This window comes from Luteimonas kalidii, assembly GCF_029887935.1.
Classification (GTDB): Bacteria; Pseudomonadota; Gammaproteobacteria; order Xanthomonadales; family Xanthomonadaceae; genus Luteimonas; species Luteimonas kalidii.
Genome location: NZ_JARXRO010000009.1, coordinates 1 through 15,467 on the forward strand (window position 1 = coordinate 1; position 15,467 = coordinate 15,467).

Below are 15,467 nucleotides of genomic sequence, written 5' to 3' on the forward strand. Positions count from 1 at the left end.
GGGGGACATTCGCCCCCGGAGGCGCCCGCAACCGGCCTTGCCCGAGCTCTGTGCCATCAGACACCGCGCCTGCGTGGGCGACCGGCCTTTTTGCATCGACCCCATCACCACCGGAGCAGATCGACGACGGCCAGCGACCGGCACACGCGCAAAAAAAAGCCCGGCGTGCGCCGGGCTTCTTCCGTTCGAGCGATGCTGCAATCAGCGCACGTTGCCGCGCCGGAACAGGTTCACGATCGCCAGCAGGATGATGGCGCCGATTAGCGACACCACGAAGCTCATCACGGTGATGCCGTCGTTGATCGACCCTGCGCCCAGCAGCGGTCCGATCAGCCAGCCGCCGATCAGGGCACCGATGATGCCGACCACGATGTTGAGGATGATGCCCTGCTGCGCGTCGCGCTTCATGATGATGCTCGCCAGCCAGCCGACGATGCCGCCGACGATCAGCCAGATGATGATGCCCATGCGCTGTCTCCTGTCAGGTGGATCAGGTGAAGATGGCTCGGCACCCGTGTGTCGAGTGGGGCCATGCTGACAGCGGAATCGTGACGGCGACGTCAGCGGGCGGGGTCGCCTTCGCCGCGTTGCAGCAGCCGCAGCAGCGCGGCGCGCGGCAGCTTGCCGGTGTCGTTGCGCGGCAGCGCGGGCACACGGCGCAGCGGCCGCGGCAGGAACACCGGGTCGATGCAGCGCCGCAGCGCATCGCGCATCGCGCGCTCGTCCAGGGTGTCGCTGACGTAGGCCGCCGCGATGCGGCGGACCCCCGCGTGTTCGCCATCGAGCTGGAACACCACCCCGTCGCGCACGCCCGGCACCTCGAGCAGCCGGCGGGTGAGGTCGGACAGCGAGGCGCGCTTGCCGGCGATCTCCAGCAGGTCGGCCTGGCGGCCGCGCAGCAGGAAACGTCCGTCGCTGCCCGGTTCCACCAGGTCCGCGAGCAGCACCGGCGCGGACAGCTGGGCGGCCGTCACCAGGGTGCCGTCCGGGCGCGGCTGCAGCCTTACCCCGGGAAAGGCGGTCCACGCCTCGTCGCGCGCGGTGCGCCGGCTGGCGATGATGCAGGTCTCGGTCGAACCGAAGGTCTCGCGCACCTCGCAGCCGTAGGCGGCCTCGGCCTGGGCCGCGAGCGCCTGCGGCAGTGGTGCGGTCGCGGTCACGATCCCGGCCAGCGCCGGCAGCGCCACGCCCGAGGCCAGCAGCGCGCGCAGGTGCACCGGCGTGGTGACCAGCACGCGCGCGCCGGGGGCCTCGTGCAGCGCACGCGCGATGTCGTCGGGAAAGAACGGACGCCCCCGGTGCACCGCGACGCCGGAGAGCAGCGGCAGCATCACCGACAGCTCCAGTCCGTACATGTGCTGCGGCGGCACGGTCGCGACCACGTGCGGCACCGCACCAGGCGCCCACAGGCTCTCCAGTGCGGCGAGGTTCTGCGCGGTGCTGGTGCGCAACGAACCGAGCGTCTTGGCATTGGGTACCGGCGTGCCGGTACTGCCGGAGGTGAAGCCGATCGCGACCACCGCCGCGTCGTCGACCTGCAGCGGAGGCCCCTCCAGGCCATGCAGGGCCGGGGCGAGATGGACGAAATGCGCGTCGGGGGCGGCCAGCGGAGCGTCGCAGCCGCAGGCATCGCCGTCGCCGATGCAGTAGCTGTCGGGATGGCGCGCGCGCACCTCGTCGATCGCGGCGCGGGTGCGCGTGGGCGGCAGCAGGTTCACCTGCCCGCGCACGGCCACCGCGCAGAAGGCGACCAGGAAGCGGTAGCGGTCCTCGCACAGGTTCACCGCGAACGCGGCGGCGGGCAGGCGCGCGGCCAGCGCCCGCACGTGCGAGGCGAACAGCGCACGGCTGACGGTGCCGCCGGCATCGAAGGCGAACGCGTCCGCACCGTCGCCGGCGGGCAGCGGCGATGGATCGCGTGCTGGTGCTGCGTTGTGCTGGATGACTGCCGACATCGTCCCCGACCGGCGGCCCCGGAGTTCACGCCGCCCGGCCGCTAGCTTACGCTGGCCCGCCGTTCCGGCCGAAACCGCCCCTGTACATGCTGAGCGTGGACGACCGCCTCGACCTCGGCCCGGTGCGCTGCGCCTGGGGTCCGTACCGCCGCGGCGAACCGGCCGAACCGCTGGCGCGGCGCTGGCTGGCGGACCAGCTGTCGCTGCCCGAAGACGCGCTCGGGCTGTGGCGCGACGTCCACGGCCGCCCGCACCTGGGCGGTGCACACGCGGGCCTGGACGCGAACTGGAGCCACAGCGGCGAACGCCTGCTGGTGGCGCTGGCGCGCGGCGCCCGGGTCGGCGCCGACATCGAGTGGCTGCGGCCAAGGCCTGGCGCGATGACCCTGGCGCGCCGGTTCTTCACCGCCGGCGAGGCGGCGCAGCTAGCCCGGCTGCCGCACGACGAGGGCGAGGGCTGGTTCGTGCGCCTGTGGTGCGCCAAGGAGGCGGTGCTCAAGGCCCACGGGCGCGGCATCGCCTTCGGCCTGGAGAAGCTGGAGTTCGCCCACGTCGGGGACGACTGGCGGCTGGACGCCTGCGATCCCGCGCTGGGCGCGCCCGGGGACTGGCACCTGCACGCCTTCACCCCGGCGCCGGGCTACCTGGCCACCCTGGCCTGGCGCCCGGAGCACCCGGGCCATGCGGACCCCCCCACACCCTGAATCCGTCCGCGGCGCCTCGCGGGCGCCTCCTACAATGGCGCGATGACCACCCCGCCCCCCGAACCGCTGCGCGCGCCGCTGGAGACGGGCCTGTCCGCGCTCGCGCTGCCGGCCGCGCTGGCCGACCCGCTGCTGGCCTACCTGGCCCTGCTCGAGCGCTGGAACGCGACGTACAACCTCACCGCGGTGCGCGATCCGCGCCAGATGGTGACCCTGCACCTGCTCGATTCGCTGGCCCTGGCGCCGCACATGGCCGGCATCGCCCGCCTGGCCGACCTCGGCACCGGGCCCGGCCTGCCAGGCATCCCGCTGGCGATCGCCTGCCCCGGGCTCGAGGTCACGCTGGTCGAATCCAACGGCAAGAAGGCGCGCTTCCTGCGCGAGGCCGTGCGCCAGCTGCCGCTGCGCAACGCGCGCGTGGCCGAATCGCGCGCCGAAGCGCTCGACGCGCCCGCTGCGTTCGACGCCATCACCGCGCGCGCCCTGGCCACGCTGGCCGAGATCATCGCCGTCGGCGGGCACCTGCTCGCCCCCGGCGGCCGCCTGCTGGCGATGAAGGGGGTGCGACCCGATGCGGAGCTCGCGGCCATGCCCGCCGGCTGGCGCGTACAGGCCGTGCACCCGCTGCAGGTTCCGGGACTGGCGGCGGAACGGCACCTGGTGGTGGTGGCGCGGGACGACTGAGACCTGGCGCCGGCGGCGCCGTGAAGACCCGCACGGGTTGCGCCACGGCCGGCGCGCAGGCCGCAGACGGCGTCGTTTTGCCGGCGGCGCGGGAACATCCGGGCCGGGCGCGGCATAATCCCCCGTCCGGGCCGCCCTCTGCGGCCGTTCCCCCCGCCGCAACCGAGGCACCCGGACCCCATGGCCCGCATCATCGCCATTGCCAACCAGAAAGGCGGCGTCGGCAAGACCACCACCGCGGTCAACCTGGCTGCGGCGCTCGCGGCGATCCCTAAGCGGGTGCTGCTGATCGACCTCGACGCCCAGGGCAACGCCACCATGGGCAGCGGCATCGACAAGCGCGACCTGCACGCCTCCACCTGCGACGTGCTGCTCGAGGAGCTGCGCGCCGAAGACGCGATCATGGAGACGGCGGAAGGCTACGACCTGCTGCCCGGCAACACGGACCTGACCGCGGCCGAGATCGAGCTGATGGACGAGGACGCGCGCGAGCAGCGGCTCAAGCGCGCGCTCGACCCGCTGCGCCCGCGCTACGACTACATCATCGTCGACTGCCCGCCCGCGCTGTCGCTGCTGACGCTCAACGCGTTGACCGCGGCCGACTCGGTGCTGGTGCCGATGCAGTGCGAGTACTACGCGCTCGAAGGCCTGACCGCGCTGCTGCAGACCATCGACGCCCTCAAGCAGCGGCTGAATCCGGCGCTGGAGATCGAGGGCGTGCTGCGTACCATGTTCGACGTGCGCAACAACCTCGCCAACGCGGTGTCGGCCGAACTCGTCGAGCATTTCGGCGACAAGGTGTTCCGCACCATCGTCCCGCGCAACGTGCGCCTGGCCGAGGCGCCCAGCCACGGCCAGAGCATCATCGGCTACGACAAGGCCTCGCGTGGCGGCATCGCCTACCTGGGCCTGGCCGGCGAAGTGGTGCGGCGCCAGCGCGAACGCGAGCAGGCCGCCCGCCCGATCCAGAAGGAACCGAATGTGACGGAGACCCCGGCATGAGCACCGCGAAGTCCACGCCCGCCAAGAAGCGCGGCCTGGGGCGCGGGCTCGAGGCCCTGCTCGGCCCCAAGGCCGCCGCCGACGCGCCGAAGCTCGAGGCCGTGCCCGAGGACGTGCTGCGCACGCTGCCGGTCGATGCGCTGCGCCCCGGCAAGTACCAGCCACGCAAGCACTGGGACAGCGAGAAGCTCACCGAACTGGCCGAATCGATCCGCTCGCAGGGCGTGATCCAGCCGATCGTGGTGCGCGCGCTGGCCGACCGCACCTACGAGATCATCGCCGGCGAGCGCCGCTGGCGCGCGTCGAAGGAAGCCGGACTGGCCGAGATCCCGGCCGTGGTGCGCGAGGTCGACGACCGCACCGTGGTGGCGATGGCGCTGATCGAGAACATCCAGCGCGAGGACCTCAACCCGCTGGAGGAAGCGCAGGCGCTGCAGCGGCTGATCGACGAGTTCGACCTCACCCACGCCGCGGCCGCCGAAGCGGTCGGCCGCTCGCGCGCGGCGGTGTCCAACCTGCTGCGGCTGCTGGAACTGCCGCCGGCGATCCGCGCCCTGGTCGAGGCGCGCAGGATCGAGATGGGTCATGCGCGCGCGCTGCTGACGCTGTCGCCCGAACTGGCCGCGAAGCTCGCGAGCGAGGCGGCCGAACAGGGCTGGTCGGTGCGCGAGGTCGAGCACCGCGCGGCACAGTTCGCCGCCGGCAAGCTCCCCGGTGCGGGGAAGAAGAAGCCGGCCGGGAAGCACACCGCCTCGCCCGACCTGGCCACGCTGGAGAACGAGCTGTCGGAGACCCTGGGCGCGAAGGTCGCGATCCAGAACGGACGCGGCAACAAGGGCAAGCTGGTGATCCACTACACCGGGCTGGACGCGCTCGACGGCGTGCTCGAACGCCTGCGGCGGCGCTGACCCTCCACCCACGCGGGCACGCACGCATGTTCGACCTCGACCGGTTCAATCGCCTGGCCTTCCTCGAAGGGCGCTGGATCGGCGCCGGCCCGGACGGCGCGCCGTTCCACGAGGAATACGCGTTCACCGCACCCGGCACGCTGACCTGCACGCGCCATGCGGGCGCGGCGTTCGCCGATCCCGTCGATGCGAGCACCGTCACCCTGGTGGATGGCGAGGTGCTTTCGCAGTGGAACGGCTTCCGCTGGCGGGCGAGCGCGCTGGACGATGGCCACGCGCGCTTCGAGCCCGTCGACGCACCGAGCGCGTTCTCGTGGACGCGCCTGGCCGACGGCCGCATCGAGGTCGTGCAGCGCTGGACCGACGATGCCGGCGCGCCGCAGTCGATGACCATGCACCTGCGTCGCGCCTGAGGCCACGCGCGAAGACCGGGGCGGCGGCGGACAGGACGGTCCGTCGCAATGCCCGGCGGCGCCGTTCGCCGTCTCCGCGCGCAAGCCGCATGCCGCATCGCCGGTTCTGCCCGGGGCGGGCGCGCGTCCCCCGCGACGCTGCGCCGCTACCATGGCCGCGACCACGTCCGGATCTCCGCATGAGCACCTACCGCCTCGAATCGGTGTTCGCACCCGCCGCGGTCGCGGTGGTCGGCGGCAGCCCGCGCGCGCGTTCGGCCGGACGCGCGGTGATGCGCAACCTGCGCCAGGGCGGATACACCGGCCGGATCGGATGGGTCACGCCGCGCCACCGCGAGATCGACGGGATCGCCACCGTCAAGCGCCTGCGCGACCTGCCCTGGGTGCCCGACCTGGTCGTGATCACCGCGCCGGCGGCGGTCGTGCCGCAACTGGTGGCCGAGGCCGCGGAGCTCGGCGTCGGCGCCGCGGTCCTGCTCACCGCCGCTCCGGAACCGGACCGCGACGCCCTGCACGCCGCGATCGCGGCCGCCGCGCGCCCGCACGGGATGCGCATCCTCGGTCCGCATTGCCTGGGCATCCTCTCCGCGCACGGCGGCCTCAATGCCAGCATCGCCGCGCGCGCGCCGCAGCCGGGCGACCTGGCCCTGGTGTCGGAATCGAGCGCGATCGCCGCGGCGCTGGTGGAATGGGGCGTGTCGCGTTCGATCGGATTCTCGAAAGTGGTCTCGCTGGGCGACGCGATCGATGTCGACTTCGCAGACCTCCTCGACCACCTGGCCACCGACCGGCATACCCGCGCGATCCTGCTCTACGTCGAGCATGTGGGGAATGCACGCAAGTTCATGTCCGCCGCGCGTGCGGCGGCGCGCGCCAAGCCGGTGGTCGTGGTGCGCGCGGCGCGGCCGCAGCCGCCGGCGCGCATCGCCGAGGTCGGCCTGCTCGCGCTGGCGCCGGCCGAAGCGGTGCACGCGGCCGCCTTCCGCCGCGCCGGGTTGCTGCAGGTCGAGGCCCTGGACGAACTGTTCGCGGCGGCCGAGACCCTGGCCAACCTGCGGACCTTCCCCGGCCGCCGGCTGGCGATCCTGGGCAACGGCGGCGGCGTGGGCCTGCTCGCGGCGCAGCGGCTGCAGCGTCTGGGCGGCACGCTGGCGACGCTGTCGCCGGCAACGGCCGATGCGCTCGACGCGCTGCTGCCCGGCGGCTGGACGCACGACAATCCGGTCGACCTGGTGGTGGATGCCGACGGCGCGCGCTACGCCACCGCGGTCGACGCGCTGCTCGCGGATCCGGAGGTCGACGCGCTGCTGGTGATCAACGTGCCGACCGCGTTCTCCGCGCCGGGCGACGCCGCGCAGGCGCTGGTCGATGTGCTTGCCCAGCGCAGCGGCGCGGCGGCGCGCAAGCCGGTGTTCGCGGTGTGGCTGGCCGACGACGACGACGCGCACGCCACCCTGCACGCCGCCGGCGTGCCCAGCTACGCCACCGAGACCGAGGCGGTGAACGGCTTCATGCACCTGGTGCGCTACCGCGAGGCGCAGCAGGCGCTGATGGAAACGCCGCCCAGCCTGCCGGCGGATTTCGCGGTCGATGCCGCCGCCGCGCGGGCGCTGGTCGACGCCGCGCTGGAGCGCGGCGAGGCGCAGCTCGATCCTCAGGCGACCGCATGCCTGCTCGCCGCATACGGGCTGGCGTACCAGCCGCCGCTGGCCGCCGCGGATGCCGAGGCCGCGGTGCGCGCCGCCGAGCCCCTGCTCGCCGCCGGACACACGGTCGCGGTGAAGCTCGATTCGCCCGACGTCGCGCACAAGACCGCGATCGACGGCGTGCGCCTGAACCTGGCCAGCGCCCGCGCCGTGCGCGATGCCGCCACCGACGTGCTGCGCCTGGCGGGCGAACGCCGCCCGGACGCACGCGTGCGCGGCGTGACCGTGCAGGCGGTGGCCGCGCGCCCCGATGCGCGCGAACTCATCGCCGCGATCGCCGACGACCCGGTGTTCGGCCCCGTGGTCGTGTTCGGCCGTGGCGGCACCGCGGTGCGCGTGATCGACGACCTCGCCCTGGCGCTGCCGCCGCTCGACCTGCGCCTGGCGCATGAGCTGATCGCGCGCACGCGGGTGGCGCGCCGGCTCAAGGCGCATCGCACCCTGTCCGCCGCCAACGAGGACGAGGTCGCGCTGGCGCTGGTGAAACTCGCGCAGCTGGCGGCCGACGTGCCCGGGATCCGGCAGCTGAGCCTCAATCCGCTGCTGGCCGATGCCGGGGGCGTACTGGCGGTGGATGCGCGCGTCCTGGTGGGGCCCGTGGAGCCGCTGCATCGCGGGCGCGGCCATCCGCGGTTCGCGATCTTCCCGTATCCCAGCGAATGGGAGCGTCGCATCGTGCTCGGCAACGGCGCGCCGGCGTTCGTGCGTCCGGTGCGGCCCGAGGACGAGGAGCTGTTCCGCGAGTTCTTCACCCACGTCACCGAGGAGGACCTGCGGCTGCGCTTCTTCCAGTCGGTGAGGCACTTCAGCCACGAATTCATCGCCCGGCTGACGCAGATGGACTACGCACGCTCGATCGCACTGCTGGCGCTGGACGAGGCCGGCGCCATGCTCGGCGCGGTGCGCCTGCACGCCGACGCCAACTACGCCACCGGCGAGTACGGGATCCTGGTGCGCAGCGACCTCAAGGGCCAGGGCCTGGGCTGGCAGCTGATGACGATCATGATCGAGGTCGCCGCCTGGCTGGGCCTGCGCGAGGTCGAGGGCCAGGTGCTGCGCCAGAACCGCGGCATGCTGGCGATGTGCGCCCAGCTCGGGTTCGAGATCGCACCGGACCCGGACGAGCCGGGGCTGATGCGGGTGCGGCTGCCGGTGCCTTCGCCGCCGGCCTGAGCCCCGCGGCGGCGGCGGGGGCGCGCTGCTCCCCCGCCACACGAGCCACCGTCGCCACGCCCCGGACAGGGGGGTGCCGCCCCGCGGAACGGACGCGGACCCCGGACCGGCTCCAACGTCCTGCCATGCCGGGGCAGCAGGACCATCGGCCCGCGGCTGTGGCATGCCACCCTGGAGACGACTTGTCCACAGGACCTGCCCCGGGCATAATGCCCGGCTCGCTGCGCCCGGGACCGTCGTGTTCCTGGCACGGACCGGCCGGGAACGCGATCCCGCCGCCACCGTCCGGCGAGCCCGAACACCCGTATTGCGTGGCAGGTGCAGGCCCATAAGGCCCGCGCCCGCCGGGGCCGCCGCCTCCCTGGCCAAGGGGGGCACCATGACACTTTCGAGGTGTGCAATGTCCCGAGTCTGCCAAGTCACCGGCAAGCGTACGACGACCGGCAACAACGTGTCGCACGCGATGAACAAAACCCGCCGCCGCTTCATGCCCAACCTGCACGAGCGCCGGTTCTGGGTCGCCAGCGAGAACCGCTGGGTGAAGCTGCGCGTTTCCACGGCTGCCCTGCGCACCATCGACAAGAACGGCATCGACGCCGTGCTCGCCGACCTGCGCAAGCGCGGCGAGAAGGTCTGAGGAGTAGAACGTCATGGCAACCAAGCGCGACAAGATCCGTCTGATTTCGTCGGCCAACACCGGCCACTTCTACACCACGGACAAGAACAAGAAGAACACCCCCGGCAAGATGGAGATCAAGAAGTACGATCCCGTCGTCCGCAAGCACGTGATGTACAAGGAAGGCAAGATCAAGTGACGCATTGACCTGCGCGCAGCGCAGCCGGCATTGCGTCACCCCCGCGACTGCGCAGCCGGTCGGGCGGGGGTCCAGAAGCCCGCCGCAAGGCGGGCTTTTTTGTTGCCGCGTGCGCAAGCAAGCGGGGAGCGAACCGGGCCTGCGGACGGACGCCGTGCCCTGGTGATCCCACTGCCTTCGGCGGCGGAAGCGCCGACAGAGCGCAAGAACCCGGTGCATGGCGGCGCATGGCATTCACCCGGCTGCGTCCATCCGGCGCCATGGTGCCTTCCGCTGACGCACCCGCGCGCGAGCCGGCACAATCGGCCGATGACGGTGCCGGATCTCAACCTGGGCCTGTGGCTGCTGGTCGTCGACTGGCTGGTACGGATCGCGGCGTTGGTCTGGATTCCCAACCGGACCACGCCCGGCGCGGCCAGGTCGTGGCTGCTGCTGGTGTTCTTCCTGCCGCTGGCGGGCCTGCCGCTGTACCTGCTGCTCGGGCATCCGTGGCTGTCGCGTGAACGCATCGCGCGCCAGCGGCTGGCCTCGCAGCTGATCCGCGAGGAGCAGGCGCCGCTGGCCGAGCAGCGCTGGATCCCCGCGCCGGGCGGCGCCGACACCGAGATGGTGCCGCTGGTCGAACGCCTGGGCGACTTCATGGCCACCCACGGCAACCAGGTCGAGCTGGTCGACGACTACGACGGCGCACTGCGGCGGCTGGTCGCCGACATCGATGGCGCCCGCGAACGCGTGCACCTGCTGTACTACCTGATGTTCGACGATGCGGTCGGCGACACGGTGGCAGCGGCGCTGGTGCGCGCGACCGCGCGCGGTGTGCAGTGCCGGCTGCTGCTCGATGCGGTCGGCGCCAGGCGCGGCCTGCGCCGCTACCGCACACCGCTGAGCGCGGCCGGGGTGCAGGTGCAGGACATGCTGCCCGGTGGCCTGCGCTGGCGCCGCAGCGGGCGCATGGACCTGCGCAACCACCGCAAGGTCGCGGTGATCGACAACCGTGCCGGATGGATCGGCTCGCAGAACCTGGCCGATGCCGGGTTCATCCCCGGCTTCCCCAACCGCGAGCTGGTGGCGCGGGTGCAGGGGCCGGTGGTCGGGCACCCGGAGGGCGTGTTCGCCAGCGACTGGTTCATCGAGACCGGCGAGCGGCTCGACGTGGCGCCGACCTTCCCGGTGCACGATGCCGACATCGCCACCCAGCTGCTGCCCAGCGGGCCGGCGTATCCGTTCGCCAACGCGCGCGACGCGGTCAACGCGCTGATCCATCTCGCCCGCCACCGGCTGGTGCTGGTCACGCCCTACTTCGTGCCCGACGACGCCACCCTGAGCGCGCTGCGGATCGCCGCGCTGTCGGGCGTGCAGGTGCAGCTGATCCTCTCGCGCAGCAACAACCAGCGCCTGAGCGCGTGGGCACAGGCGTCCTGCTACGGCGAGCTGCTGGCGGCGGGGGTGCGGATCGCGCTGTATCGGCCGCACTTCCTCCACGCCAAGCACCTGAGCGTGGACGACGACATCGCCCTGGTCGGGTCGATCAACCTCGACATCCGCTCGTTCGCGCTCAATGCCGAGATCGGCATGCTCTGCTACGGCCGCGAGGTGGTGGCGCGGATGCGCGCGATCGAAGCCGGCTACCTGGCCGACGCCGACCACCTCGATGCCGCGACCTGGGCCCGCCGCCCCGCCTGGCAGCGCAGCCGCGACGGCATCGCGCGCCTGGCCGATCCGCTGCTGTAGCGGGACAAGCTCGGGCGGGCCGCGATGCACGCCGATGCGGCCGCGGTCCTTGCAGGGGACCACCCGCGCGCGGCGCATTGCCCGCCGCCGCGTCGCCTGCATGCGCGCGGGGGCCCGCCCGTCCCCGATGCCACGCGGTGGCGACCGTGACGATTTGCGTACACTCCCCGGCACGGTCTTGTCCGGGGGGACGCGGCTTGCTGCCAGGATGGGTCCTGCTGCTGGTGTCGGTCGGCTACGCCGCGCTGCTGTTCGCGGTGGCGTGGATCGGCGACCGCTATCCGCTGTATCCGCAGCGGCCCTGGCTGCGCCCGCTGGTCTACAGCCTGGCGCTGGCGGTGTACTGCTCGTCGTGGACGTTCTACGGCGCGGTCGGCACCGCGGTGCGCTCGGGCATCGGCTACCTGCCGATCTACCTCGGCCCGCTGCTGTTGCTGCTGTTCGGCTGGCGCATCCTCGAACGCATGGCGCGGGTGGCGCAGACCCAGAACACGGTCTCGATCGCCGACTTCATCGCCTCGCGCTACGGCCGCTCGCAGCCGCTGGCCGCGCTGGTGGCGACGATCGCGCTGATCGCCGCGGTGCCGTACCTGGCGCTGCAGTACAAGGCGGTGGCGATCAGCCTGGAGGTGCTCGGCGGCCAGGACCGCTCGGGACCCGCGCTGGGCGACCCGGCGCTGTACGTGGCCGCGCTGATGGCGCTGTTCGCGATCCTGTTCGGCACCCGCCAGGTCGACGCCACCGAGCACCGGCCGGGCATGATGCTGGCGGTGGCGCTGGAGTCGCTGGTCAAGCTGGTGGCGCTGGTCGCGGTCGGCCTGTTCGCGTCGAACTGGCTGGGCGAACGCCAGCTCGACTACGTCGCCGCCACGCGCTCGCTGATGGACGTCGCGCCGCCGGTCGGGTTCGTGGCGCAGACGCTGCTCGCGTTCGTGGCGATCATCTGCCTGCCGCGCCAGTTCCACGTGGCCATCGTGGAATGCGGCAACGTCGACGACATCCGCCGCGCGCGCTGGCTGTTCGGCGCCTACCTGGTGATCGTGACCCTGATGGTGGTGCCGATCGCCGCCGCCGGCATGGCGCTGTTCGGACAGGGCTCGGGCGTGGCGCCGGACAGCTTCGTGCTCGCACTGCCGCTGGCCGAACAGCGCGGCACGCTGGCGCTGCTGGCCTACGTGGGCGGATTCTCGGCGGCCACCGGCATGGTGATCGTTTCCAGCGTGGCACTGGCGACCATGGTCAGCAACGACCTGGTGATGCCGCTGCTGCTGCGCCGCGGCTGGGCCGACAGCCACGACGGCGACGTGGCCTCGACCGTGCTGTGGATCCGGCGCGTGGCGATCGTCGGTATCGCCGGCCTGGCCTGGGGCTATTACCGCACCAGCGGCAGCGACGCCTCGCTGGCCTCGTTCGGCCTGATGGCGTTCGTGGCCGTGGCCCAGTTCGCGCCGGCGCTGATCGGCGGGCTGTACTGGCACGGCGCCAGCCGCCGCGGCGCGGAGGTCGGCCTGCTGATCGGCTTCGCGGTCTGGGTGTACACGCTGCTGCTGCCGACGCTCACCGACGCCGGCTGGCTCGACCCCGCCTGGGTGCGCGACGGTCCGTTCGGCATCCACTGGCTGCGGCCGCGGCAGCTGTTCGGGCTGTGGGGCTGGGATCCGCTGACGCACGGCACGTTCTGGTCGCTGCTGGCGAACGTGGGCGCGCTGCTGCTGGTGTCCGCGCGCTGGCGGCCGACGCTGGACGAACGCCTGCGCGCGGCCCCGTTCCTGGAGCCCTACGCCGAGCGCAGCGCACTGGCGGCGGGCGAATGGAAGGGCAACGTCACCATCGGCGACCTGCTGACGCTGGCCAGCCGCATCGTCGGCGAGCGCACCGCGCAGCGCGCCTTCGGCCAGTACGCGCGCGAACAGGCGCTGGAGCTGCAGCCGCAGGCGCGCGCCGACCGCAAGTGGGTGCAGTTCACCGAACGCCTGCTGGCCGCCGCCGTCGGCGCGGCGTCGGCGCGGCTGGTGCTGACCAGCGTGCTCAAGGGATCGGGCATGGAGGTGGGCGAGGTGGTGGCCGTGCTCGACGAGGCCGGCCAGGAGCTCCGCTTCAACCGCGAGATCCTCTCCAACACGCTGGAGAACATCGACCAGGGCGTGAGCGTGGTCGACAGCGACATGTGCCTGGTGGCCTGGAACCGGCGCTACCAGCAGCTGTTCGGCTATCCCGACGGCATGCTCTACGTCGGCCGCCCGGTGGCCGACCTGATCCGCTACAACGCGCAGCGCGGCGAGCTGGGCCCGCTGGGCCCGGAAGAGATCGAGGCCGAGGTCGACAAGCGCATCGATTACATGCGCGCGGGCTCGCCGCACGTGAGCGAGCGCGTGCGCGGCAGCGGCCAGGTGCTGGAGCTGCGCGGCCAGCCGCTGCCCGGCGGCGGCTACGCCACCAGCTACAGCGACGTCACCGACTACAAGCGCGCCGAGCGCGAGCTGCGCGAGATCAACGAGCACCTCGAGCAGCGCGTCGCCGAGCGCACGCGCGAGGCGGAGATCGCGCAGGAAACCCGCTCGCGGTTCCTCACCGCGATCAGCCACGACGTGTTGCAGCCGCTCAACGCCGCGCGCCTGTTCACCTCGGCCCTGCGCGAGAGCACCGCGCCGCAGGAGCAGGCGCACCTGGCCGAGCGCGTGGACGCCGCATTGCGCGCGGCCGAGGAACTGCTCGACGGACTGCTCGACGTCTCGCGGCTGGACGCGGGCAAGCTCAAGCCCGAGATCACCGATTTCGACGCCGGCGCACTGCTGCGCGAGCTCGCGGCGCAGTACGCGCCGATGGCCGCCGCGCGCACCATCGGCATGCGGGTGTACGCGCCGCCGCTGCCGGTGCGCAGCGACCGCCGCCTGCTGCGCCGGGTGCTGCAGAACTTCATCGCCAACGCCCTGCGCTACACGCCCCGCGGGCGGGTGGTGCTGGCGGCGCGGCGGCGCGGCGACGAGGTCGCGCTACAGGTCTGGGACACCGGGCCAGGCATCCCCGAGCACCACATGCGCCAGATCTACGACGAGTTCCACCGCTACGAGCAGCCGTTCGACTGGGACGGCCGCGGGCTCGGGCTCGGGCTGTCGATCTGCCAGCGCATCTCGCGCCTGCTCGGGCACGCGCTCGACGCACGCTCGCGGGTCGGATACGGGAGCATGTTCTCGATCGTGGTGCCGCGCGGGCAGCCGGGCGCGGCCTTCGAGCCGATGCAGGCCGACGCGCCGCGGGTGGACATCGACCAGGCCCTGCACGGGCTGACCGTGCTGTGCGTGGACAACGACCGCGACATCCTCGCCGGCATGCAGGCGCTGCTGCCGCGCTGGGGCGTGCGCACGGTGCCGGCCACCACCGTCGACGAGGCGCTGGCACGGCTGTCGGAGGAACCCGACGTGCTGCTGGTCGACTACCACCTGCACGACCGGCTCGACGGCCTGGACACGCTCGACGCGCTGCGCGCCGCGGCCGGCCAGCCGATTCCCGGCGCCCTGCTGACGGCCGACGGCAGCGATGCGCTCAAGCAGGCCGCGCGCGAACGCGGCTACCGCGTGCTCACCAAGCCGGTGAAGCCGGCCTCGCTGCGCGCCTTCCTCACCGCGCAGCGCCGGCGGATCGACGCCGACGCCTGAGCGCCTGGCCGCCCGGTTCAGTCGTCGGTGTCGTCCGGCGGCACGACCTTGTCCGGATCCACCGACAGCTTGCCGGCCATCAGCACCGCCTGGGTGCGGTTGGAGGCGCCGAGCTTGCGCAGGATCGCGCTCATGTGCGCCTTGATCGTGGCCTCGGACACGCCCAGCTCGTAGCCGATCTGCTTGTTGAGCTTGCCCGAGCCGAGCATCTGCAGCACGCGGAACTGCTGCGGCGTGAGTTCGCGCACCCGCGCCGCGACCTCCTGCTCGTCCGGGCCTGTGCGCGGCGCGGAAGCGGCGATGTCGGGCACCCAGCGGTCGCCGTCGAGCACGCGCCGCAGCGCCGTGCCCAGCGCCTCGGCATTGGACGACTTGGGGATGAAGCCCATCGCGCCGTGGTCGAGCGCGCGCCGGATCACCGCCGGTTCCTCGCGCGCGGACACCATCACCACCGGCAGCTGCGGATGCAGCCCGCGCAGGTGGACCAGGGCGCTGAACCCCTGCGCGCCGGGCATGTTGAGGTCGAGCAGCAGCAGGTCCGCGTCCGGGTGCGCGTCGGCCATGGCGTACAGGCCGTCGGCGTTCTCGGCTTCGTGCAGCCGGGCATCCGGGATCACGCGGATCACGGCGCCGCGCAGGGCCTCGCGGAACAGGGGGTGGTCGTCGGCGACGAGGATCGTGGTCATGCGGTGGGGTCCCGCCTCCTGCGGAACGTGTCGG

General features: G+C 72.8%; 13 protein-coding genes. 10 read left to right on the top strand and 3 right to left on the bottom strand.

The features are described 5' to 3' along the window. Positions 1–201: 201 nt before the first annotated feature. Together QFW81_RS01650 and QFW81_RS01655 are read right to left on the bottom strand one after the other, a co-directional pair. On the bottom strand, positions 202–468 hold the full coding sequence (locus tag QFW81_RS01650; protein WP_280576825.1) for a GlsB/YeaQ/YmgE family stress response membrane protein: 267 nt from the start codon (positions 466–468) through the stop codon (positions 202–204). 92 nt (positions 469–560) lie between these two features. After that, positions 561–1,955 (bottom strand): AMP-binding protein, encoded by a 1,395-nt coding sequence (locus QFW81_RS01655; protein ID WP_280576826.1) that lies wholly within the window; start codon positions 1,953–1,955, stop codon positions 561–563. 86 nt (positions 1,956–2,041) lie between these two features. Between QFW81_RS01655 and QFW81_RS01660 the strand changes: the two genes are divergently transcribed. The 10 genes from QFW81_RS01660 (at position 2,042) to QFW81_RS01705 (ending at position 14,747) form a co-directional block, all read left to right on the top strand. Then, entirely contained in the window at positions 2,042–2,659 is a 618-nt protein-coding gene (locus QFW81_RS01660) for a 4'-phosphopantetheinyl transferase family protein (RefSeq protein ID WP_280576827.1), read from the top strand. Positions 2,660–2,701: 42 nt separating this feature from the next. Next, a complete protein-coding gene (gene rsmG, locus QFW81_RS01665; protein WP_280576828.1) occupies positions 2,702–3,343 on the top strand; it encodes a 16S rRNA (guanine(527)-N(7))-methyltransferase RsmG in 642 nt (213 codons plus the stop codon). A gap of 180 nt (positions 3,344–3,523) precedes the next feature. Further along, entirely contained in the window at positions 3,524–4,345 is an 822-nt protein-coding gene (locus QFW81_RS01670; RefSeq protein ID WP_280576829.1) for a ParA family protein, read from the top strand. Next, entirely contained in the window at positions 4,342–5,253 is a 912-nt protein-coding gene (locus QFW81_RS01675) for a ParB/RepB/Spo0J family partition protein (protein WP_280576830.1), read from the top strand. The genes QFW81_RS01670 and QFW81_RS01675 overlap by 4 nt, the downstream gene beginning before the upstream one ends. Positions 5,254–5,279: 26 nt before the next feature. Further along, positions 5,280–5,666, top strand: a complete 387-nt coding sequence (locus tag QFW81_RS01680; protein ID WP_280576831.1) for a hypothetical protein — start codon at positions 5,280–5,282, stop codon at positions 5,664–5,666. A 179-nt stretch (positions 5,667–5,845) separates the two neighbouring features. After that, positions 5,846–8,545: a bifunctional acetate--CoA ligase family protein/GNAT family N-acetyltransferase gene (locus QFW81_RS01685; RefSeq protein ID WP_280576832.1), complete on the top strand. Its 2,700-nt coding sequence runs from the start codon at positions 5,846–5,848 to the stop codon at positions 8,543–8,545. Between the two features lie 400 nt (positions 8,546–8,945). After that, entirely contained in the window at positions 8,946–9,182 is a 237-nt protein-coding gene (rpmB, locus tag QFW81_RS01690; protein WP_146385816.1) for a 50S ribosomal protein L28, read from the top strand. A 13-nt stretch (positions 9,183–9,195) separates the two neighbouring features. Continuing rightward, positions 9,196–9,360, top strand: coding sequence for a 50S ribosomal protein L33 (gene rpmG / locus QFW81_RS01695; RefSeq protein WP_280576833.1), 165 nt, complete (start codon positions 9,196–9,198; stop codon positions 9,358–9,360). A gap of 309 nt (positions 9,361–9,669) precedes the next feature. Further along, entirely contained in the window at positions 9,670–11,091 is a 1,422-nt protein-coding gene (gene cls, locus QFW81_RS01700; protein WP_280576834.1) for a cardiolipin synthase, read from the top strand. A 197-nt stretch (positions 11,092–11,288) separates the two neighbouring features. After that, entirely contained in the window at positions 11,289–14,747 is a 3,459-nt protein-coding gene (locus QFW81_RS01705) for a hybrid sensor histidine kinase/response regulator (RefSeq protein WP_280576835.1), read from the top strand. Positions 14,748–14,764: 17 nt separating this feature from the next. On the opposite strand, the gene QFW81_RS01710 is transcribed toward QFW81_RS01705, so the two are convergent. Then, on the bottom strand, positions 14,765–15,433 hold the full coding sequence (locus QFW81_RS01710) for a response regulator (protein WP_280576836.1): 669 nt from the start codon (positions 15,431–15,433) through the stop codon (positions 14,765–14,767). Positions 15,434–15,467 lie beyond the last annotated feature (34 nt).

What these genes read in the sequence shown, in the direction of transcription:
- cls (WP_280576834.1), top strand. Translation starts at nt 9,670, where the DNA reads ATGACGGTGCCGGATCTCAACCTGGGCCTGTGGCTGCTGGTCGTCGAC.
- QFW81_RS01680 (WP_280576831.1), top strand. Translation starts at nt 5,280, where the DNA reads ATGTTCGACCTCGACCGGTTCAATCGCCTGGCCTTCCTCGAAGGGCGC.
- QFW81_RS01670 (WP_280576829.1), top strand. Translation starts at nt 3,524, where the DNA reads ATGGCCCGCATCATCGCCATTGCCAACCAGAAAGGCGGCGTCGGCAAG.
- rpmG (WP_280576833.1), top strand. Translation starts at nt 9,196, where the DNA reads ATGGCAACCAAGCGCGACAAGATCCGTCTGATTTCGTCGGCCAACACC.
- QFW81_RS01655 (WP_280576826.1), bottom strand. Translation starts at nt 1,955, where the DNA reads ATGTCGGCAGTCATCCAGCACAACGCAGCACCAGCACGCGATCCATCG.
- QFW81_RS01675 (WP_280576830.1), top strand. Translation starts at nt 4,342, where the DNA reads ATGAGCACCGCGAAGTCCACGCCCGCCAAGAAGCGCGGCCTGGGGCGC.
- QFW81_RS01660 (WP_280576827.1), top strand. Translation starts at nt 2,042, where the DNA reads ATGCTGAGCGTGGACGACCGCCTCGACCTCGGCCCGGTGCGCTGCGCC.
- rpmB (WP_146385816.1), top strand. Translation starts at nt 8,946, where the DNA reads ATGTCCCGAGTCTGCCAAGTCACCGGCAAGCGTACGACGACCGGCAAC.
- QFW81_RS01710 (WP_280576836.1), bottom strand. Translation starts at nt 15,433, where the DNA reads ATGACCACGATCCTCGTCGCCGACGACCACCCCCTGTTCCGCGAGGCC.
- QFW81_RS01650 (WP_280576825.1), bottom strand. Translation starts at nt 468, where the DNA reads ATGGGCATCATCATCTGGCTGATCGTCGGCGGCATCGTCGGCTGGCTG.
- QFW81_RS01685 (WP_280576832.1), top strand. Translation starts at nt 5,846, where the DNA reads ATGAGCACCTACCGCCTCGAATCGGTGTTCGCACCCGCCGCGGTCGCG.
- rsmG (WP_280576828.1), top strand. Translation starts at nt 2,702, where the DNA reads ATGACCACCCCGCCCCCCGAACCGCTGCGCGCGCCGCTGGAGACGGGC.